The following is a 21,150-nucleotide window of genomic DNA, read 5'->3' as shown; positions in this document are numbered from 1 at the left end:
TTAAATGCTTTTGGCAAGGGTTATCGGCAACGTCGTCGCAACGCAGAAAAATCAGCGTTACGAGGGCACGCGTATAATGCTTTGCCGCCAGATCACTCCGGAGGGCGAAGATATGGAGTACACTTGCATCGCTCTGGACTCTGTCAATGCCGGCGAGGGTGACACGGTAATAATCGTTCAGGAAGGTTGGGGAGCATCGACCGCGTCCACGGGCCAGGCCGGTGCCGCAATTGATTCGGCGATAGTTGGGGTTGTGGACTACATTGATCTTTTGCCGGGAGTTACTAAATAGTTTTGGAAATGGAAAGCGGCAATATCAAAGACCTGGCTTCACAGATCGCCCAACTTATCACTGCCGACTCGAATCCGAGCGACCTCGCAGCGATCAGAACATTACTCGATACGATAAACGGACGCCTCGACGCACTGGAGTCTTCACATTCGAACGACCAACGACGATCGTTACTTTCTGCCCAGAAGCACCCAAGCCTGCAAAAACTCAAAATGCTCGAAGCGTTGGCGGATACTGTATTCGCAAATGAACCAGACGGGGCGACTTGCGGTTTTGAACCCGGAAACAAGCCCTGCGATCATTGCTCGATGTGTAATTCAAGAGGATTTTAGCCGGTCACGTCAAAACTAATTAAAAGGACACGAAACAAGGTGGGATGATCCCGATCTGTTTCGTGTCCTTTCTTGATCTGAGCACAAGTCAACTACGGCTTAGTCGGTGCCGCGTTCACCGGTGCTACCGGTGCCGCCGGTACGGGTGGAGCAACGGGTGCCGCAGGTTGCGTCTTACGCATTGAATTAGCATCACCTACGCTCGGAGCAGTCTTGGCTGCCGGGTCAGCTTGGAAAAATGGTTCTTCCTTAAAGCCAAGCAAGCCTGCGGTGAGCACGGCCGGAAACGAGTTGCGAGTGGTGTTATAGGACGTAACTGCATCGTTAAAATCCAAGCGAGCAGTGTTGATCCGATTTTCCGTACCCGAAAGCTCATCCTGCACCTTCATAAATGCTTCGTTCGATCGCAACACGGGATAGTTTTCCTGAAGACTCAAAAGGCGTCCGATAGTGCCGCCGAAACTGTTGTTGGCGTCGATCACTGCCTGCTTTTGCTCCGGTGTTTTGTCGCCTCCTGGCGTCGTCGGTGCCGCGCCGGTTGCATTCAATAGACGCGAACGGGCATCTGCTATCTGGCCGAATACTTCCTGCTCTTGAATACCCGCCATTTTGGCGGTTTCGACTAGATTGGGGATGAGGTCAGCACGTCTTTGGAGCGCACTTTCGACGTTCGCCCATTTGCCCTTGATCTGCTGCTGCTTAGCCGTAAGGTCATTGTAACTGCATCCGCTGAGGCCGAATGCCGCAAACAAAACTATTGATAATAAAATCGCTCTTTTCATATTAGATCTCCTGATAGTGATAAATTTGCCAATAAACCGCGGTTTGTCACTGTCCGGCGGCGTCCACTGCGTCGATTACTTTCTCGATCTGCTCCATATATTCGCCAAAGAGGGCGTTTGCAGAAATCTCATTCAATGTTCCGGCTGCATTATTTTCACGGATATTGAATATTTTCTCAAACGGCGTAATGTCTACGCCGAGGTGCTGAGCCGTCATTTCAACGATCTCGTGTTTTGTGACCGGCGGGTTTACTCCCTTGATGATCAATACGGCACGAAATAGAGCAGCAAAGCTCGAAAGACTTTCGGCCATTAGTGCCGTGAGGCCCTCGACCGACATCGACGCTGGTATATACTGTCGTCGAAGCTGGATGAGTTTTGAGCGAAGCTCGTACTCGGCCTGATGCCGCAGAAATTTGTCAGATATGTTAAGTCCTGCCAGCACGTCGGTACCATAAAGCACTTTGTGGGCGATACTCATCTGGTAAAACTCGATCGGGAAGACGTCCGCCGCGTTCTGCAATTCCGAGACGGTGAAATATACAGGAACAGGGTTTCCCATTCGCCGCCATTCACGTACGCACCCGTGAGCACTGCGAAGTTCCTCGGGACCGATCTTTTTCAATGCGATAAGAATATTGAAATCCGATTGACGAGGGACGAAGTCACCTGCCGCCGCAGAACCGTAGAGAATGACCGAGGCCAGGTTGCTGCCGTGGGTCGATACCAGATCGTCAATAAATGCCTGAAAGTGCTGCTTCATCTTCTACCAATCTCCTCCGGACCCGCCGCCGCCGAAATCACCGCCGCCGCCGAATCCGCCCCAATCACTGCCGCCCGATGACGAACCCCAGTCACCTGACGAAGACGAAGATCCACCTGAGCCACCGCTAAGGATACTTCCTATGATCCACGGCAAGGCACCCGATCCGCCTCCGCCGCCTCCGCCAAATCCGCCTCCGCCCCAACGCCCTTTATCGCCCTTGGTCGGACCGCCCTTTCCGCGCGAAGCGACGACAACGATTATGAAAAGAATTATGACCATCAGACAGCAAAACAAAGTGCCGCCGGGCGATCCGTCGCCTCCGCGTGACGCTGTCGGCGTCGCACCCGGCTTTTGTACAGGTGCATTTCCCTTGTTTCTGATCGTCTCAATATATGCGTCGATCGTATCCGCAATACCTTTTCCGTAATTGCCTTTTCGGAATTCAGGTACTAAATATTGACGCTGTAGGCTGCCCGCAACCCCATCCGGGAGTTCATCCTCGAGGTCCTTACTGATCTGCGTGAAGTACTTTCGGTCATCTACGGCGACGAGCAAAAGGGCACTTGGGTTGTCGTCGAGTTTTGATCCGATCTTCCATCCGCGAGCAACAGCCAGCGAATAATCAACGATCGCTCGATCACCGGTCGACTTAACCGTCACTACCGCGATCTCGACTGACGGTGAGGTAGTCTCCTTAAATTGTTTGAGTTTGCTTTCGAGTTGTTGTTTGGTCACGGCGTCTATGACACCGGCATAATCATTGACAAATCCGGTAGGGGCCGGCAATGGTGAAGTGTTTTGCGACCACGGTTGGTCCTGGCCAAATGCAGGAATAGCCGCACAAAACAAAACCAAAACAGCCCCGAATAAGCCGATCCGATCAATTAAAGAGGTTCTTCTCATTCAATATGTAACGATCCCAATAACTATATCAAAATAATACGATGGGTGCCCGAGCTATGTTCGGGGTTTCGGACGATTGTCACTCACTTCGACGATCTTGCCGCGAAAAACATTTACAACTCGACGCACAGCGGGATGGACTGCTGCGTAAGCCTGGAGTTCGTCGTCGGTTGGGCTAACTCCCAACTTTGGCATTTCTGAGGGCGAAATATCGTCTTCGACAGTTGACATCATATCGCTGAGGTCATAGGCCACCGCCGCCGCGATCTTCGGTGCCGTTACCGGACGCGGGATTTGTCGGGGAATCACCGTTTCTTCATCCAATAAAGCTTTAATAATTTCCGATTTTTGACGGATCGGAAGCAGATCGTCGCCGGTCACCTGTAGTTTGAACTCGTAGTAAGCATCAAGATTCTTATCGTCGAAATGTGCGAGTTCGTCCGCGGTGGGTGGCGGCAACCGCCGCACAGGCATTTTGGACGGATCGGATCTAACTTCCCGCGTCGGAGCAATCGGAGCAACGTTGATCGGCGGTGTGTCGAAAACTTCAAATCCGGGATCGAAAGGCGGCTCTTCAAAAATGTCGTTGTCTGGAGGGAACTCCGGTTCTTGCCCATTCGGGGCAACGGCATTTGGGGGCGGTTTCGCCGTTTCCACTTCAACTGGCGTTACGGCAACCGCAACTTCAACGGTCTCTGCGGGAGGCGGACTCGCAAGAACAGAAGCGGCGAGATTGGCTATTTTAAGAGTTTTTTTTTCTTCGGGGGCGGCATGCAGTGAGGATGCAGGTGGCGTGGCTACAAAACTACCGCCGGTGATCGATTCGAGCCGCCGTAGCAGATCCTCGACCGGTTCGACCCGTCTGAGTTCAATGAGTTTGATCAAGCCGATCTCGATCACATATCGGGAATGTGTCGCTTCTTTAAGTTTCGTTTCGGTTTCGGCGAGTGAGTTGAAAGCTCTAAGTATGTCGGCCTCAGTCGAACCGCTACTCAACTCTTTCATCATTTCCGGGCTGATGACTGCAGTTTCAAAGAATTTCGGATCGTCGCCGACGACCTTATAGACCAGCATATCGCGGTAAAGCCCGAGCAAGTCGCGACAAAAGTTGCGAAGATCGTGGCCGCGTCCGACAAGGTCATCGACGACCGACAAGATATCTTTGGCGTCGCGTGCGGTGACCGCCGTGATAACGCGGGTCATTATCTCAACGCCGGCAAATCCAAGCGAACTCGCTACATCGGCGGCAGTGATCGCCTCTCCGGAAAAACTGATGACCTGGTCGAAGTTTGACTGTGCGTCACGCATCGAACCCTCACCTGATCGGGCGATCTCGCGAAGGGCATCTTCGGCAATGTTGATCTTTTCAGCATCGGCAATCAATTTCAGACGATCGTATATCTTCTGTAGCGGAATGGTTCGAAACTGAAATTCCTGACAACGCGACAGGATGGTATCGGGCACCTTATGCAGTTCGGTCGTCGCCATTACGAAGACCACGCGTTCGGGCGGTTCTTCGAGCGTCTTTAGCAGAGCATTGAACGCCGGCTTAGAAAGCTGGTGGACCTCGTCAATAATAAAGACCTTGTAACGATCGCGAGCAGGATTGAAGTTGATACTTTCAATGATCGTTTCTCTAACGTCATCGATCCCGGTATGAGATGCGGCGTCGATCTCGAGGACATCGATCGAGCGGCTCTCGGAAATCTCCAGGCACGAAGGGCACATTGCCTCATTCGCTCCGGAGCACGGCGTCAGATTGGGCCCTGATGTCTTATGGCAATTGAGCGATTTGGCGAGCAGTCGTGCGGTCGTCGTCTTGCCGACGCCGCGGGCACCGGAAAACAGGTACGCGTGGTGCAAACGGTCGTGTTCGAGAGCATTGCGCAGAGTGTGCGTAATGATCTCCTGACCGGTTACCTCTTCGAATGTTTGTGGCCGCCATTTTCGGGCGATTACCTGATAGCTCATTGTGAATATTGAATTGTAATTCGTTACGCCGGATTAGTAAACGCGAACAGACGAAGAGCTCTCTATAACGGCAGTGGTAATACGCTGCAATAGATTTGATGAATATGTAAAAATGCCCGCCGAATTGGCGGGCATTCTGTCTAAGAGTGATTCGGTTCTATGCCGTAAGGGGGCATCTGCTATTTCACAGATTGCAGTCTTTTAGCAATTTTTTGGACATCATCGAGAACACGTAGGAGGTTGCCGCTCCAAAGCTTTCCGATCTGCTGCTTGGTGTAGCCACGACGAACGAGTTCGAGGGTGACGTTAAACGTCTCGCCTGCGTTGTCCCACCCCTCGACGCCGCCGCCGCCGTCAAAGTCCGAACTGATGCCAACGTGATCGATACCGATCTTTTTGACAAGGTAATCGATATGATCGACAAAATCCTTAACATTTACATCGGGTGCAATTTCCTTGAGCCTTTCCTTAATGATCGGGTTTGTCTTGGCTCGGAATGCGGTGATGCGTGTCATATAGCCATTACGATCGGCCTCAGACATTTTCATTACATCGGCTCTCGGGATGATAGTGAACTTCTCCTTTTCTGCCAATTCCTTTGAGATCTCGGCTGTCTTGGCAGCTCGCAACTCGCTTTTGGCCTTGCTGACATAGCTTCGGAATGCAACGGCCTGAACAACGCCGCCATTGAGTTTGATCAGTTCCAGTTCTTCATCCGACAGATTGCGACTGTGATCGCAAAGAGCTCTGGCACCCGAATGTGACGCAATGACGGGAGCCTTGGTCAGCTGCAACGCCTGAATATTCGATTGCTTGGAGGGATGAGAGAGGTCGACGATGATTCCCCATTTGTTCATCTCAATGATCGCTTTTTTGCCTAGATCACTAAGGCCGTTGTAAAGCCACTTGTTATCACTCTCGCCTGTGTTGGAATCGGCAAGTTGGCTGTGCCCATTATGTGCCAGAGACATATATCGTGCACCGAGATCGGCAAACTTTCGTATATTGCCAAGGTCGGTGCCGATCGGATATCCGTTCTCGACCCCGATCATTGCGATCTTCTTGCCGGCCTTATGGAGGCGTCGCACATCATTCGACGTGAGTGCTAGCCCGATCTTGTCCGGAGCGATCTTCTCAGTGAGTCGGTGGATCGCATCAAACTTTTCGATCGCATTCTGATATGCCTTTCTATAGCCTTCTTCGGTGAGGTCGCCCTGGCCCGTATAAACGATCATCCAGGAGACATCCAGTCCGCCGCGGATCATTTTGGGGATGTTGACCTGATTTGGGAGGTCTTGCGTATAGTTGACACTGTCAGTGAAGTTTCGGGTGTCAATATCATTATGCGTGTCCAGTGTGATCACCTGTGCGTGGATCTTTTTCGCCTTGGCGACGAGTGCGGCATCGTTGCCGATCGTCTGTGCCAGCGTCCCAATACCCGAAAACGAGAGGATTACAAATGCCGCAAGCGTGCAACTAAAGATACGTTTCATATATTTGTGATCGAACGTAATATTTATAACATTTGGATGACACAAAACAGAAAAGCGAAAAAGGCGAAAGGGAATCCCCATCGGGAAACATCCTATCGCCTCTTTCGATCAATCATCCTCGTCGCTATGCGACACAAGCTATTAGCTATTAAATATTGGTGGTCTCAGACTTTACCGCAACACAAGCTGAAATCGCTACCGTTGCTCGATTCCTCGCCTAGCGGAGTTCACAACTCAAACCTTGTGCGGAGCCTGAGACCATATGGCGGAAAGGGTGGGATTCGAACCCACGGAACCCTTTTGAGGTTCACTACATTTCCAATGTAGCCAATTCAACCGCTCTTGCACCTTTCCGTACTAAACTAATTTTCAAAGAAGCCGCGAACTCACACGGCCGAAACGTTAACCTGCCAATTCTTCAATGATAACCGTTTCCTCGACGATTACCGAATCAGATGCGTTCCCGTCATCGCCCAACCAACTGAAAACAAACCCGGCTAACAATGCACCGAGGATCGGGGCAAGCCAGAATAGCCATAATTCGCTAAATGCCCATCCCTGAACAAATACTGCGGGTCCGGTACTGCGGGCAGGATTTACCGAAGTATTTGTCACCGGTATCGAGATCAGATGGATCAAAGTAAGGCACAATCCGATCGCGATCGCAGCAAACCCTTTCGGAGCACGTTTATGAGTGGAACCTAGGATGACGATCAGGAAAAAGAACGTCATTACCACTTCCGACACAAAACACGCAAGGATCTCGTATTTACCCGGTGAATGCTCACCAAATCCATTGGCAGCAAACCCGCCAACCAAGCTAAAACCTGCTTTGCCGCTGGCAATAATATAGAGTATTCCAGCTCCGGCGATCGCCCCCAATACCTGAGCCACGATGTAAGGCAGCACGTCTTTGGCGTCGAAACGCTTTCCTGCCCAAAGACCGATCGAAACCGCCGGATTAAAATGCCCTCCGGAAATATGCCCTAGAGCAAAGACACCTGTTAGAACCGTAAGTCCGAAAGCTAGTGCAACTCCGGCAAACCCGATACCCAAGTTTGGAAACGCTGCGGCAAGCACCGCACTACCGCAACCGCCAAGTACAAGCCAGAGTGTGCCGATAAACTCGGCTGTCAATCTTTTGGTCAATGGCATAACTTTGTAGCCCTCCGATTAATTTATGATCGCTGTATGAGGTTAGATATAGCCTTAGTGCTTAAACCAAGTAAGTGCTGTTACATTCTAATGGTCTGACAATGTAATGGCGGAGAGGGTGGGATTCGAACCCACGGTACCCGCAAAGGTACAACAATTTTCGAGACTGCCCGATTCAACCACTCTCGCACCTCTCCGCGAACTTTCAATAATAAGTGTTTGGGTTCGAAAATATCAAGTTCGCGAACTATTTTCGTCTTGAGCGAAAGAAGGATCGTAATAATTCGCGGCACTCGTCCGCTAAGACGCCGCAAGTAAATTCGATCCGGTGATTCAGTTCGCTACCTTTTCCGATCCCAAAATGAGTATCAATAGCCCCAAACCGTTCGTCGTTAGCACCGTAAACTACCCGCTTCACACGAGAGGTGACCAAAGCCCCGGCGCACATTGCGCACGGCTCAAGAGTCGTATAGAGCGTCACGCCCGTTAAGCGGTAGTTCTCGACAACTGTTGCCGCCGCGCGAAGAGCCACGATCTCGGCGTGGGCAGTAGGGTCACAGTCCGTTATCGTACGGTTAAATCCGGAAGAAAGTAATTCGCCGGTGTTACTGATGATGCAGGCTCCGATCGGCACTTCACCGATATCCTGAGCCGCACGGGCGGCATCAAGCGCGAGCATCATCCATTTTTCGTCATCTTCATCTAGCACAGCGATATTCTATCGCAATATCCCGCCGGTGAACTACGCACCAACGAGCAATATTTCTTGCATACATCAACCGAAAATGTTAAACCATATACTTGCAGGGATTTGACCACTCACCCCAATTGTTCAGCCCGTTCAGCTTATGAATGAAGATGTCCGGATCGGAACGCAGACCACAGACGACGACATACACACGACCAGCGTCCCCGAATCCTTTCGGGCGTTCGCGGATGAAGTGCGGCGGCGCAACCAAACACCGAAATCGACGCCGATAACGATCGCACAAAAGCTGCAGCCGGCTGAATTTAATACCGCAATGGTCCATTTCTATCGTGGAGAGGTCCAGCGATCGAATGTATGGCGTAGTCGCCTGGATGCGACGACCAACTGGGCGGTTATCACGGCCGGAGCAACGCTCTCATTTGTTTTCAGTTCCCCGCAAAATCCCCATTTTGCGATTCCGATAAATACGATACTGGTCTCGATCTTCCTTTTTATGGAGGCCCGCCGTTATCGTTATTACGAGGTCTGGGCCAATCGCGTGCGTGTGCTTGAGACAGGCTATTTCGCCCCGATGCTGTCGTCGCGGACGATACCGCCGGATACGGAATGGGCCGAACATATTTCGTCCGATCTTATCTCGCCGCACTTTACGATCAGCGAATGGGAAGCCGTCGGTCGCCGACTGCGGGCTAACTATCTCTGGATCTTCATATTGCTCGGACTCAGTTGGCTACTAAAGGTGTATATTCATCCGGGGCCGCCGACCACTCTTTCGGAGTTTGTTGCCAGAGCATCTGTTGGATTCGCCCCGGGATGGATAGTAATGACGTTTGTGCTGATGTTCAATTTCATTGTCATCTTTGTCGCTTTCAGCACGCTCATCCTTCGTGATTCATCAAGCGAGGTTCTGCCGCTCGAAGATTTTGAATGGCACCCGCTAAAGCAAGTTTCAGATTGGGCAGAAAACAATCTTAAGCGACGCAATACGATCCGCCGATCGAAAAGGGCCCGCCAAAGGATGCGAAGTGTGCACAAGACTGAAGTATAGAATTTTGTTTTAGGAGTAAGCCTTTATTTATGACCAACCCTCTAAAAGATCTCGGTACTGCGTATGAAACCGAGTATTTTCATCGTAAGGAAAAAGAACTGATCGCCAAGATGAAGTCAAAGCTGGAATTCGAGAAATCGAAAAATCTGGCGATCAAATGTCCAAAATGCGACGGTACGCTGGTCGAGTCGGATTTTGAGAATATCAAGATCGACGTTTGCGACAAATGTTCAGGGGTTTGGCTTGATGCCGGTGAACTGACACAGATCGTCGATCACGAAGAGAAGGACGCCGGATGGTTCGGCAAGCTATTTACATAATTATTCGGGGAGCGAAATGAGAGCAAAACATTTGTTGAACTTTATTGTGAGCCTGACGCTTATTTTGAGTGCGTCAGGAGCTTTCGTTAATTCGGCAACTGCTCAGGCGGTCGTCGCGGCCAGATCGAATAAAGTCGAAGAACGTCAGCTTAAGAGTAAACTGATGGCTCGCGATATGCCTTATCGTGTGATTTTACCGGCCAATTACTCAACAAAGCCCAATGAGAAGTTTCCGGTGATCTATTTACTTCACGGCCTGACCGGTAATTATAAGAACTGGATCGACAAAACCGATGTCGAGCAGTTCTCGTTCGGTTACGACTTTGTGATCGTCACGGCCGAGGGCAACAACGGATGGTACACCGACAGTGCCACGGTGCCTAACGATAAATTTGAAAGCTATATTATTAAGGAATTGATCACTGAGATCGAAAAAGACTTCAGGGTAGTCGGCGACCGCGACCATCGGATGATCGCGGGATTGTCGATGGGTGGTTACGGATCATTAAAGTTGGGGCTCAAGTACCCTGAAATGTTCTCGCTTGTCGGAAGCTTTAGCGGGGCACTCGGTGCGGCGACCTGGAGTGAAAAAACCGCAGGGTCGAATATCGGGAAGCCTCTGGAACTGATCTACGGCGCCGACGGTAGCGAGACACGCAACTCAAACGATATCTTCAAGATCGTCCGCGAATCTACCTCGGAACGCATAAAGGGCTTGCCGTTTATCTATCAGTCTTGCGGGACAGAAGATTTTCTGATCGCAAACAACCGTGAATTTCTCGCATTAATGAATGAGAAAAAAATTGCACACGAATATCGGGAGCATCCCGGAATACACGATTGGGTATTTTGGAATGACCAGGTGCGAGAGTTTTTGGCAGTAGCCGACCGTAGGCTGAGGAAATAATATGAAACGATTTGCAGTGCTGTTTTTGTTGATTTTAGGTTTAACGGCCGGAGTCTTTGCTCAGCAAAAGACAACCGTCAAAAGTGCGTCAGCCGCGAGGTTGTTGGCCGGAAAACACAAACTCGCGTTGCAGTGGATCAGTTGGGACTATTTTGGAAGTGCCGTAGTCAAGGTAAATAAGGGAGTCTATTCGGTCAAAGGCGAGCAAAAGAGCCGCGAGAATAACGATTTTGTTACGGTTGACGGGTTTATCACGTCGATTTCGGCAAAGGAATTTACGTTCGACGGAACTATTATCACCAAGATTAGCCATATCAACGGTGGGGTTGCTTGTGAGCGAAAGGGCGAGATGATCTTTCGTATTACGGGAAAACGAAAATATTGGCGTATGCAGCAAATAGATAATCCGTGTGATGTCGCCGCTGATTATGTTGACATTTTTATGCGGTAGAATGTGATTCAGCATTGTCATATTGACTTGGAATCCAAAGACGTTGTGATTGCGATCATCGCGTTACATACCGCTGATCTTTTCGCATCACGTATGAAGTTTCAGTGTTGTAATGATGAAATTAGAGGATGCTAAATTTTGCCATCGAAACTGCTCGCGAGGCCGGGCAAATCCTTCTCGAAAAATTTGATCGCGGCATCGCGGTTCATAAAAAAGGTGATATCGATCTCGTCACCGCAGCCGATCTGGCGAGCGAAGCTCTAATTATCGAACGCATCAAGTCCTATTACCCGCGGCACTCGATACTGGCCGAAGAGTCGGGTAACGCAGTGGTGATCGGCGGTGAAAATACGTGGAAATGGATCATTGACCCGCTCGACGGGACGACAAATTTCGCTCACGGATATCCGTGCTTTTGCGTAACTATCGCACTTGAGCACGACGGCGAGATCGTCATTGGCGTGACCTTCGACCCCACTCGAAATGAGCTTTTTGCTGCTGAACGCGGCGGCGGAGCTTCGCTCAATGGTAAACCGATCCGTGTGTCGAATTGCGAGGATCTCGGTGATGCTCTGATAGTCACAGGCTTTCCTTACGACATCAAACATCGAAACGATTTTGCCCGCCACTTGACGGAAATGCTCTTGTCGTCAAGAGGGGTGCGCCGTGACGGCTCGGCGGCGATAGATATGGCGTATGTGGCGTGCGGCCGATTCGACGGTTTCTGGGAAGAGGGGTTAAATCCCTGGGACGTCGCCGCCGGCGTACTCCTGATCGAAGAGGCCGGCGGGCAACTGAGCTATTACGACGGCAAGCCGTTCAGCATCTATTCGCCGCCTATTTGCGCCAGCAACGGCCTGCTACATTCGCAAATGCTGAAGGTACTTTCATAAAAGTACACGGCTCCGGGAGATACGCATCGGGAAGCGGTGTATCATTTGCCCTGCTGAAAATGGCCGATGTGAATCCATTTAGTAAATGCCACGTCGTGTTTTAAGTGCTAAAGAACACGACATCAGTCTTTCCGTCGGCATCATAGTCCTCGGCGATCGGCTTGTCGCCGACAGTTCCAAACGAAAACAACACGTATTTGCTTTTCGAACTCCAAAGCAATTTCAGGTGCCAAGTTGACAATCCAGTCGAGACGTAAATTAAACGTCGCGTATCGGCGACGTTGGCTCATTCATATATTTTTTACTAACCTCGAGTGTCCCAATTTCTATTCGAATCATTTACCGCTTTAATGACGTGTGATAACCTTTGAAATTGGTTCAAATCAAATATATATGTCATGGTTTCGCCGAGACAGTCCGAGGATAGACGGCCAAGGGGTCGACGGAGAAAGGGTAGTAAAGACCGAGGGTATTTTCGTTAAATGCCCGGAGTGCGATAGTGCGCTTTATAAGCGGGAACTTACGGAATCACACGAGGTTTGCACGCATTGTGATTACCATTTTCGGTATACCGCCGAGGGGAGACTCCGCGATCTTTTCGACGATGCTCGTTTTGAAAAGTTAGACGAGGAGGTCGCGTCAGGCGATCCGCTCGGATTTGTCGATTCCAAGCCATACACAGATCGTCTAGATCAGGCGATCGCATCATCCGGATTGCCCGAGGCGATCATATCTGCCAAGGGCCTTGCCGGTGGACACCTTGTTTACGCCGGTGCAATGGATATGTCCTTTATCGGCGGTTCGATGGGCTCGGCCGTCGGTGAGAAGATAACGCGGCTGATCGAGTACGCCGTTAGGGATCGCGGTGCGGTAATAATCTTTTCTGCTTCGGGCGGTGCCAGAATGCAGGAGGGCACTCTGAGCCTTATGCAAATGGGCAAGATCTCCGCCGCACTTGCCCGACTACACGAGGAAAGGCTGCCTTTCATCTCCGTTCTTACAGATCCGACTACCGGTGGTGTTACGGCGAGCTTTGCGATGCTCGGTGATGTCATTCTGGCGGAGCCTAAGGCTCTGATCGGCTTTGCGGGGCCGCGTGTCATTGAGCAAACGATCAGGCAGAAGCTCCCAAAGGGCTTTCAACGCAGCGAATTCCTGCTCGAACACGGTATGGTCGATATCGTCGTTGACCGCCGCGAAATGAAGGCGACGATCGTACGAATGCTGGATTTTATGATGAATCCCGCAGTGACAGGCTGAATATGCTAACTGACGTTCTTGCACAGATATTCGAACGCGACCTCGGCAAATTGCAAGCTGAGGTTCGGCAATACTCAAACGAAAAGGACCTTTGGAAGAAGAAAGGGGAAATTTCCAATTCGGCCGGCAACCTGACCTTACACCTTGTTGGCAATCTCAAGCATTTTATCGGTGCAGTTCTCGGCGGTATAGAGTATGTTCGCGACCGTGATCTTGAGTTTGCAGATGTTGACGTTTCGCGTGATGTATTGCTTGCCGCGATCGACGAAACGGCGTTGGCCGTTAATGATACACTTTCGAAATTGACACCCGCCGACCTCGAAAAACAATACCCGATCAATGTTTTCGGCCATCCGATGACGACCGAGTTTTTCGTCGTACATCTTGCTACTCATCTCGATTACCATCTCGGGCAGATCAATTACCATCGGCGGTTGATGGCATAATTAACCAAAGTGAATTTTCGCGAGTCAGAATCCTACCTACTGTCGCTCGGCAACGAGGTTTCGACAATGAAACTCGGACTCGAGAACATCATGACGCTGCTCACCGCGCTCGACAGTCCCGAATCAAAATATCTGAAAGTCCAGGTCGCCGGCACCAACGGCAAGGGCTCAGTCTGCGCATTTCTTGATTCGATTTGCGTCTCGGCGGGCATCAAAACCGGGGCATTTACCTCGCCCCATCTCATTTCGATAACCGAGCGAGTGCGTATAGACGGCATCGACATAACCGAAGTTGAATTTGCGCGGCACGCGACGGTTGTCCGTCAGACGGCTGAGATTCTGCTGGGATCAGGTGAACTCGAATATCTCCCAACCTTTTTCGAACAGATCACAGCGATCGCTCTTTTCGCGTTTGCTGAGGCAAAGTGCGAAGTCGCCATTCTCGAAACGGGCCTCGGTGGTCGACTCGATGCAACGACCGCCGCAAATGCTGAGATCGCTGCGATCACGCAGATCGATTTTGACCATCAGGAGTATCTCGGACAAACCTTGTCCGAGATCGCATCGGAGAAGGCGGCGATCATTCACGCGGAATCTGCCGTAGTTGTCGGCGGTCAGAACCACGAAGCTGGAAATCTGATCCGAAAGCGCATTGCCGATCTGGGACTCGAGGCGAGTCTCAGCGACGACGTTAGCGTTTTCAGTGACGGCCAGACCGTTCGGTTTCAAACCAAACGCGATATTTACGAAGTCGCACGCCTTGGTCTGACGGGCCGACATCAGCTCGAGAATGCCAAGGTCGCGATACTTCTGGCCGAAACTCTGAAAAGTCATTTCCCGATATCGGCGGCTGATATTGTCAGCGGGCTGATCGACGCCCGAAACCCGGGCCGACTTGAGCGGATCGGTAGATTTCTATTAGATGGAGCTCACAACCCAGCAGGAGCCGCCGCCTTAAGGGAGTATTTGAATGAGGAGTTTGCCGGGCCGATCACCATAGTCTTTGGAGCAATGCGCGAAAAAGACATCGATGCCGTCGCAAAACAACTATTTCCAAGGGCGTCGAAGCTGATCCTTACGAGCCCAAATAATTCACGATCAATGCCCCCGGGCGAACTCGCATCGCAATTTGCCGCAGGCATGCCGTTCGATGTCGTGTCAGTGACGGACGACGTTTCGGCGGCGATCGAAAGGGCGTTAGCAGTGACGCCGGATGATGGGATCATATTGATCACGGGCTCGCTCTACCTTGTTGGCGAAGCCAAGAAAATATTGAATAATTGAATCATGTATAAATTAGTCTTAATTCGTCACGGTGAGAGTCAGTGGAATAAGGAAAATCGGTTTACCGGTTGGAAAGACGTTGACCTTTCGGAAAAGGGCGTGGACGAGGCTCACGCCGCAGGCCGTCTCCTGAAAGCAGAGGGTTTTGAATTTGACGAAGCATACACCTCAGTATTAAAACGAGCGATTCGAACACTTTGGATCATTCTCGATGAGATGGACCTAATGTGGGTGCCCGAAACAAAATCGTGGCTACTCAACGAACGCCATTACGGAGCTTTGCAAGGGCTCAACAAGGCGGAGACAGCGGCTGAATATGGCGAAGAGCAAGTGCTGATCTGGCGACGTAGTTTCGACATTCCGCCGCATCCTCTCGAACTGTCGGACGAACGCTATCTTGGTAACGATCCGCGCTATCGATCGATCGGTGAGGGAAGATTCCCGAGTGCCGAGTGTCTCAAGGACACTGTGGCCCGCGTGGTCCCATACTTTCAGTCTGAGATCTTGCCAAAGATCCAGTCCGGAAAACGCCTGATAGTCGCGGCTCACGGGAATAGCCTTAGGGCTCTGGTAAAGTATCTCGATAATATTGCAGACGACGATATCGTAAACTTAAATATCCCGACCGGCGTTCCGCTTGTTTACGAACTAGATGCTGATCTAAGGCCGATCAAGAGTTACTATCTTGGCGACGCCGATGCCGTCAAGGCGGCACAAGACGCAGTCGCAAGCCAGGGCAAAGCGAAGTAATTTAGTCACGTATATTAGTGTGAGTCATTTGTTCTCGGTATCGAGATTGGTGGTTGCGGAGAAATCATTATGTTAAAACGCCTCTTTCTATTCACATCTTTGTTCGCGGTTTTCGCAGTTGCGAGTGTTCAAGGGCAGCAGTTTTCGATCAAGACCGATTATGGGTTTCTATTTGTCCAAAACGACCCGGTCCGGTCGTTCACCTTTGAGATCCGCGGCAAAGAGGTAAAGCCCCAAACCAGCGGCGAGAATCCCGCTTTTATGGTGGACGGCGTTTTAGTGCAGGTGGTTTTTGCCGATACCCAGGAGTTTGGTACGCCGGTCAAAGGGCTTTCTGATGAAAGGGTGCTCGACCTTCATCGCAAATGGGAATCGGATTATTTGTCCGGGCCATTTGAAGCACAGTTAAAGGTTAATTCCGAATTCAAGACCATTGCAGGCCAAACTGTCAATATTTGGAGTTTTGTTCGTCCGAAATATTCTGAAGAATTTGATCGTGACTGTTTCGTCACGGCGGTCGTAGGGTCGCACGTGCTTGGATTAAACTCGCCAATCGCCAAAAATGACAAGCTCGATCGTTACGTGACTTTACTTTCGGCCGTTATGTCGACGTTGCAGTTTAGTGATAAGCCATTTGATATCGACAAACTCGCTACTCCCTTTAGGGCTAAAAAGCAGATCGGTCGATAATTACTTAAGGATCCCAAAATGAAAATATTCTATCGATCATTGATGTTCGTGCTCTTGGGCACGATATTCGTTTCGGCGGCGGCGGCACAGCGTTCGACGACTAAGGTCTCGGACAACGATATTGCCGGCGGACTCAAAGAGGCTCTGTCCAAGGGCGTCGGGTCAGCGATCAAATCGCTTGGCAAAGAGGATGGCTTTCTCGGCAATGTCCGCGTTAAGATACCTCTGCCGAACTCGCTGCAAAAGATCGAAAAGGTCGTGCGTGTTGCGGGGCAGGGAAAGGCGGTTGACGAATTTGTTGCCTCGATGAATCACGCAGCCGAAAAGGCCGTTCCCGTTGCCGTCGATGTGTTTGTCGATGCGATCAAACAGATGACCTTCGACGACGCCCGCAATATCCTTTTCAGCAAACAGAGTGATTCGGCAACGCAGTTCTTTCGCAAAACCAGCGAAGAGACTCTGCGTGAAAAGTTTCGCCCGATAGTCGAGGAGTTTACCGCCAAGACCGGCGTCACTCAGAAATACAAAGCGATGATCGGCAAAGCCGGATTCGCCGCCCAGTTCCTGGGCAAAGACGCGACCGACCTCGACGCTTACGTCACCCAAAAAGCCCTCGACGGCCTCTTTCTGCTGGTGGCCGACGAAGAAAAACAGATCCGCAAAAATCCTCTGGGACGAACAACGAGCCTGCTCAAAAAGGTTTTCGGTGTCCTGCGATAACTAATATAGATGACCTGGCAAAAAGCTCTATTTATTCTCCTGATATTGGTTTGCCTTTCGCCGTGGGGTTCGCCGCCGTTGGCTTTGGCGTTGGGGCTTGTGCTGGCTTTCACGATCGGTAATCCGTTTCCGGAGTTGAGTGGTAAGCCGACCAAGTACCTTCTGCAAGCGTCGGTCGTGCTGCTCGGATTTGGGATGAATCTCGGTGAGGTCTTTAAGGCGGGCAAGGACGGCATTCTATTTACCATCGCAACGATCTTCGGAACGTTGATACTCGGTGCATTGGTCGGTAAATTTCTCGCAGTTCGTTCGAAGACATCTACGCTCATCTCGTCCGGCACTGCCATCTGCGGCGGCAGTGCCATCGCCGCTGTCGGGCCCGCGATCAACGCTGATAAAGACGAGATGTCGGTGTCGTTGGGCATCGTTTTCGTGCTTAATTCAGTCGCGTTGTTTCTGTTTCCGATCCTCGGTCACGCGTTAAACCTCTCGCAAAACCAGTTTGGTGTCTGGGCCGCCATCGCGATCCACGACACAAGTTCGGTCGTCGGTGCCGCCGGCGTGTATGGTCCTGAGGCACTCGCGATCGCCACGACCGTCAAACTCGCCCGTGCTCTATGGATCGCGCCCGTCGCTCTGATGTTCGCGTATGTTTACCGCGAAAAGGATTCGACAGCGAAGGCAAAGGTCGCGATCCCCTGGTTTATCTTTCTATTTCTCGGAGCAACCATCGTGCGGAGTTATGCACCCGTGACGATCATGGTGCCGAGCGTCTTTGACGCCCTCGTCAATCTCGCCAAAGCCGGAATGACCGTGACGCTCTTCCTGATCGGTGCGAGCCTGACCAGGGCCACGATCAAATCCGTCGGCATTCGCCCGCTTTTGCAGGGCGTTTTGCTGTGGATCGTTATCTCAGTGACCGCACTCTTCGCCGTGCTTCGCATTTTATAGCCCACATTTGCTAAAATACTCGTTTCGGCTTTACATAGGATTCTGATCTGTAATGAGTATCAAGCAGATAACCGTTCGCGGAGCTCGACAACATAATCTAAAGAACATCGACGTCGATATACCGCGCGATCAATTCGTCGTGATCACCGGACTGTCGGGTTCGGGCAAATCGTCGCTCGCCTTTGATACGATCTATGCCGAAGGGCAGCGTAGATACGTCGAATCGCTCTCGGCGTACGCCCGCCAATTCCTGGACCAACTCGAAAAGCCGGACGTTGACAGCGTGGAAGGACTCAGTCCGGCGATCTCCATCGAGCAAAAGACCGTTTCGCGAAGCCCGCGTTCGACAGTCGGCACGGTCACTGAGATCTATGACTTTCTGAGATTGTTGTTTTCGTCGATCGGCCAACCGCATTGCCACAAGTGCGATGCACCTATCACCCGCCAGTCAGTTGATCAGATCATCTTCGGCGTGAACGAACTGCCCGAAGGCGAGCGCGTGATGATACTCGCTCCGATCGTCCGCGGCCGCAAAGGCGAATTTAAGAAGGAACTAGAGAAATTTCACAAAGACGGCTTTCTGCGTGCCCGCATCGATGGCGAATTGCGTCAGCTTGATGAGGACATCGTGCTCGACAAGCGTAAAAATCACACCATCGAAGTTGTCGTTGACCGATTGTTGATGAAAAGCGGCGTGCGTGAGCGTCTGGCCGAATCGGTGAAGATCGCACTGAAACTCACGGGCGGTGCTGTCCTCGTCTCGGTCGTCGATGGTGACGAAAAGCTCTATTCGGAAAAGATGGCGTGTGTGGACTGCGGCATCAACATAGCCACGCTCGAACCGCGTTCATTCTCATTTAACTCAGCCTACGGTGCCTGCAAACGGTGCCAGGGTATCGGCACCGTACTCGAGATCGATATCGATAAGATCGTTCCGGATCAAAGCGTTGCCGCCGGAAAAGTTGATTTTCTAAGCGGCGTTGACCCATCCGGGGCGACATTTTTGCGTTCCGTACTTGCGGCAATAATCGAAAAATTCTCGGGCGGCGACAAACTCGAACCGCCGACCGGAAAAGAAAAGCCGAAAAAGTCCCGCCGCAAAAAAGCAAAGGACGGCGGCCCGGATGACAACGAACAGGTTCAGAGCCTTTTGGACATCAAATTTGCCAATTTACCGGCTGAGGTGCGTGAAGCTTTCTTTAATGGTACGAAAAAGCGTGTGACTTTTCGGCACGGCGATTACAAATTTGAGCGGGACTGGCTAGGTGCCGTGCGGGCTATGCGTGAACGCATCGCAGATCCACCGTCCGAAAAGATACGAGCCGCGCTTGAGGAACTGATCGCACCGCTGCCTTGCCCAAGCTGTAACGGACGGAGGCTACAGCCGGAAAGCCTCGCGGTCAAGGTCAACGGGCTCGGGATCGCGGATTATACCGAACTCCCGATCGCGGATGCCGTCAAGCGATTTGACGCGATCAAACTGGGCCCACGCGATGAGAAGGTGGCAGGGCTCGTATTAAAAGAGGTGTGCAATCGCGTTGCCTTTCTCGACGCGGTCGGACTCGGCTATCTTACGCTTGACCGGTCATCGGCGACGCTCTCCGGTGGCGAAGGCCAGCGAATACGGCTTGCAACGCAGATCGGCTCGCAACTGCGGGGCGTTCTATACGTTTTGGACGAGCCGAGCATCGGGCTTCACCCGCGGGACAACCGACGACTACTAGACACGCTTCATCAACTGCGCGACCTCGGCAATACCGTTTTAGTTGTCGAACACGATGAAGAAACGATCGAGCACGCAGATTACGTTATCGATCTAGGCCCGCTCGCCGGTACTCACGGCGGGGAGGTTGTCGCGACCGGAACGCCCGCGGAGATCCGGAAAAACAAGTCGTCATTGACCGGTCAATATATGAGCGGAAAGCTTTCGATCGAGGTGCCTGACGTTCGCCGCCTCGCAAACGGCAACCGCATCAAGGTCAAAGGCGCAAAGGCTTACAACTTAAAGAATATCGATGTCGAGTTTCCACTTGGACTTCTGACCGTGGTGACCGGAGTTTCAGGTTCCGGTAAATCGACGCTTGTTGAAGAGATCCTCTATCCCGCTCTGTATAAGCACGTTTACAAGTCTGCGGTCGAACCGCTCGAACACGACAGCATCGAGGGCATCGAACTGGTCGATAAGATCATAGAGATCGATCAAAAGCCGATCGGCCGTACGCCGCGTTCTAATCCGGCTACGTTTACCGGGCTGTTTACGCCGCTTCGCGAACTATATGCGATGCTACCCGAATCGAGAACGCGGGGCTACAAGGCCGGGCGGTTCTCGTTCAACGTTAAAGGCGGACGTTGCGAAGCGTGCGAAGGCGGCGGTCTGAAACGCATCGAGATGAACTTCCTGCCGGACGTTTACGTTACTTGCGACGTATGCCGCGGGCATCGATATAACCGCGAAACGCTGGCAGTCAAATTCAAAGGCCTGTCGATCGCCGATCTGCTCGACACGACGATCGAAGACGCTCTGCCACTGCTCGAAAATATACCGGCGATCCGTCAAAAACTCGAAACGCTGCTCGACGTCGGCCTCGGCTACATCAAGATCGGCCAGTCCTCGACGACACTGTCGGGCGGTGAGGCACAACGAATTAAACTTGCTAAAGAGCTGTCGAAACGTGCAACCGGCAAGACCATCTACATCCTCGACGAGCCTACCACGGGACTGCATTTCGCGGACGTTCATAAACTGCTCGATGTTCTGCAAAAGCTCGTCGATACCGGCAACACGGTCATCGTCATCGAACATAACCTTGACGTGATAAAGAGTGCAGATTACATCATCGATCTCGGCCCCGAAGGCGGCTCCGGCGGCGGTCGCGTAGTCGCCACCGGCACTCCCGAAGAGGTCGCAAAGGTCAAAAAGTCCTATACCGGTCAGGCACTGAAAACCGTATTATAAAATCTCCTTGTCGGCGGAAATACCCCAGCCCCAGATATGGCATATCTTGGTGTTACGAACAATGAGTTTTA

22 protein-coding genes, 2 tRNA genes and 1 other RNA gene are annotated in these 21,150 nt (G+C 51.5%); 15 read left to right on the top strand and 10 right to left on the bottom strand.

The genetic code is table 11. The features are described 5' to 3' along the window. Positions 1-4: 4 nt before the first annotated feature. Together IPQ00_08430 and IPQ00_08425 are read left to right on the top strand one after the other, a co-directional pair. Positions 5-292, top strand: coding sequence for a EutN/CcmL family microcompartment protein (locus IPQ00_08430; GenBank protein MBL0240584.1), 288 nt, complete (start codon positions 5-7; stop codon positions 290-292). Between the two features lie 2 nt (positions 293-294). Then, entirely contained in the window at positions 295-624 is a 330-nt protein-coding gene (locus tag IPQ00_08425; GenBank protein MBL0240583.1) for a hypothetical protein, read from the top strand. 92 nt (positions 625-716) lie between these two features. On the opposite strand, the gene IPQ00_08420 is transcribed toward IPQ00_08425, so the two are convergent. The 10 genes from IPQ00_08420 to IPQ00_08375 all read right to left on the bottom strand — a co-directional run bounded on the left by IPQ00_08420 (position 717) and on the right by IPQ00_08375 (position 8,376). Further along, on the bottom strand, positions 717-1,406 hold the full coding sequence (locus IPQ00_08420; GenBank protein ID MBL0240582.1) for a LemA family protein: 690 nt from the start codon (positions 1,404-1,406) through the stop codon (positions 717-719). Positions 1,407-1,452: 46 nt separating this feature from the next. Then, positions 1,453-2,169, bottom strand: coding sequence for a nucleotidyltransferase domain-containing protein (locus tag IPQ00_08415; GenBank protein MBL0240581.1), 717 nt, complete (start codon positions 2,167-2,169; stop codon positions 1,453-1,455). A 3-nt stretch (positions 2,170-2,172) separates the two neighbouring features. Then, a complete protein-coding gene (locus IPQ00_08410; protein MBL0240580.1) occupies positions 2,173-3,075 on the bottom strand; it encodes a TPM domain-containing protein in 903 nt (300 codons plus the stop codon). A gap of 54 nt (positions 3,076-3,129) precedes the next feature. Beyond that, complete coding sequence (dnaX, locus tag IPQ00_08405) at positions 3,130-5,046, bottom strand: DNA polymerase III subunit gamma/tau (GenBank protein MBL0240579.1); 1,917 nt, start codon at positions 5,044-5,046, stop codon at positions 3,130-3,132. Positions 5,047-5,225: 179 nt separating this feature from the next. Continuing rightward, a complete protein-coding gene (locus tag IPQ00_08400; GenBank protein ID MBL0240578.1) occupies positions 5,226-6,539 on the bottom strand; it encodes a dipeptidase in 1,314 nt (437 codons plus the stop codon). Positions 6,540-6,698: 159 nt separating this feature from the next. After that, positions 6,699-6,797, bottom strand: an RNA gene (gene ffs, locus IPQ00_08395) — signal recognition particle sRNA small type. A gap of 5 nt (positions 6,798-6,802) precedes the next feature. Then, positions 6,803-6,893: transfer RNA gene (locus tag IPQ00_08390), tRNA-Ser, on the bottom strand. Positions 6,894-6,941: 48 nt separating this feature from the next. Then, positions 6,942-7,694 carry an aquaporin Z gene (aqpZ, locus tag IPQ00_08385; GenBank protein MBL0240577.1) on the bottom strand — a complete coding sequence of 251 codons (753 nt, stop codon included), beginning with the start codon at positions 7,692-7,694 and terminating at the stop codon, positions 6,942-6,944. 107 nt (positions 7,695-7,801) lie between these two features. Next, positions 7,802-7,891: transfer RNA gene (locus IPQ00_08380), tRNA-Ser, on the bottom strand. Positions 7,892-7,941: 50 nt separating this feature from the next. Continuing rightward, positions 7,942-8,376 (bottom strand): nucleoside deaminase, encoded by a 435-nt coding sequence (locus IPQ00_08375; GenBank protein MBL0240576.1) that lies wholly within the window; start codon positions 8,374-8,376, stop codon positions 7,942-7,944. 166 nt (positions 8,377-8,542) lie between these two features. Here IPQ00_08375 and IPQ00_08370 point away from each other — a divergent pair, with 166 nt between their 5' ends. From IPQ00_08370 to uvrA, 13 genes are all read left to right on the top strand, one after another. Beyond that, a complete protein-coding gene (locus IPQ00_08370) occupies positions 8,543-9,451 on the top strand; it encodes a DUF2270 domain-containing protein (protein MBL0240575.1) in 909 nt (302 codons plus the stop codon). A gap of 29 nt (positions 9,452-9,480) precedes the next feature. Then, positions 9,481-9,771, top strand: a complete 291-nt coding sequence (locus IPQ00_08365) for a zf-TFIIB domain-containing protein (protein ID MBL0240574.1) — start codon at positions 9,481-9,483, stop codon at positions 9,769-9,771. Between the two features lie 16 nt (positions 9,772-9,787). Then, positions 9,788-10,678, top strand: a complete 891-nt coding sequence (locus IPQ00_08360; GenBank protein MBL0240573.1) for an esterase family protein — start codon at positions 9,788-9,790, stop codon at positions 10,676-10,678. A gap of 1 nt (position 10,679) precedes the next feature. Next, entirely contained in the window at positions 10,680-11,129 is a 450-nt protein-coding gene (locus tag IPQ00_08355) for a hypothetical protein (GenBank protein ID MBL0240572.1), read from the top strand. Between the two features lie 128 nt (positions 11,130-11,257). Further along, a complete protein-coding gene (locus IPQ00_08350; protein ID MBL0240571.1) occupies positions 11,258-12,022 on the top strand; it encodes an inositol monophosphatase in 765 nt (254 codons plus the stop codon). Between the two features lie 393 nt (positions 12,023-12,415). Then, positions 12,416-13,282, top strand: a complete 867-nt coding sequence (locus IPQ00_08345) for an acetyl-CoA carboxylase carboxyltransferase subunit beta (protein MBL0240570.1) — start codon at positions 12,416-12,418, stop codon at positions 13,280-13,282. 2 nt (positions 13,283-13,284) lie between these two features. Then, positions 13,285-13,728, top strand: a complete 444-nt coding sequence (locus IPQ00_08340; GenBank protein ID MBL0240569.1) for a DinB family protein — start codon at positions 13,285-13,287, stop codon at positions 13,726-13,728. Between the two features lie 66 nt (positions 13,729-13,794). Next, complete coding sequence (locus tag IPQ00_08335; protein MBL0240568.1) at positions 13,795-15,012, top strand: bifunctional folylpolyglutamate synthase/dihydrofolate synthase; 1,218 nt, start codon at positions 13,795-13,797, stop codon at positions 15,010-15,012. Positions 15,013-15,015: 3 nt separating this feature from the next. Further along, positions 15,016-15,762, top strand: coding sequence for a 2,3-diphosphoglycerate-dependent phosphoglycerate mutase (gene gpmA, locus IPQ00_08330; GenBank protein ID MBL0240567.1), 747 nt, complete (start codon positions 15,016-15,018; stop codon positions 15,760-15,762). A 69-nt stretch (positions 15,763-15,831) separates the two neighbouring features. Next, positions 15,832-16,452, top strand: a complete 621-nt coding sequence (locus IPQ00_08325) for a hypothetical protein (GenBank protein ID MBL0240566.1) — start codon at positions 15,832-15,834, stop codon at positions 16,450-16,452. Between the two features lie 42 nt (positions 16,453-16,494). Continuing rightward, entirely contained in the window at positions 16,495-17,172 is a 678-nt protein-coding gene (locus IPQ00_08320) for a DUF4197 domain-containing protein (GenBank protein MBL0240565.1), read from the top strand. 9 nt (positions 17,173-17,181) lie between these two features. Further along, complete coding sequence (locus IPQ00_08315; GenBank protein MBL0240564.1) at positions 17,182-18,123, top strand: putative sulfate exporter family transporter; 942 nt, start codon at positions 17,182-17,184, stop codon at positions 18,121-18,123. 52 nt (positions 18,124-18,175) lie between these two features. Continuing rightward, the gene (uvrA, locus tag IPQ00_08310; GenBank protein MBL0240563.1) at positions 18,176-21,079 is read left to right on the top strand and encodes an excinuclease ABC subunit UvrA; all 2,904 of its coding nucleotides are present in this window, start codon (positions 18,176-18,178) and stop codon (positions 21,077-21,079) included. Positions 21,080-21,150: the final 71 nt, after the last annotated feature.

Source organism: Chloracidobacterium sp., assembly GCA_016720705.1.
GTDB lineage: Bacteria > Acidobacteriota > Blastocatellia > Pyrinomonadales > Pyrinomonadaceae > OLB17.
This window is presented reverse-complemented; position numbering and strand designations above follow the sequence as displayed.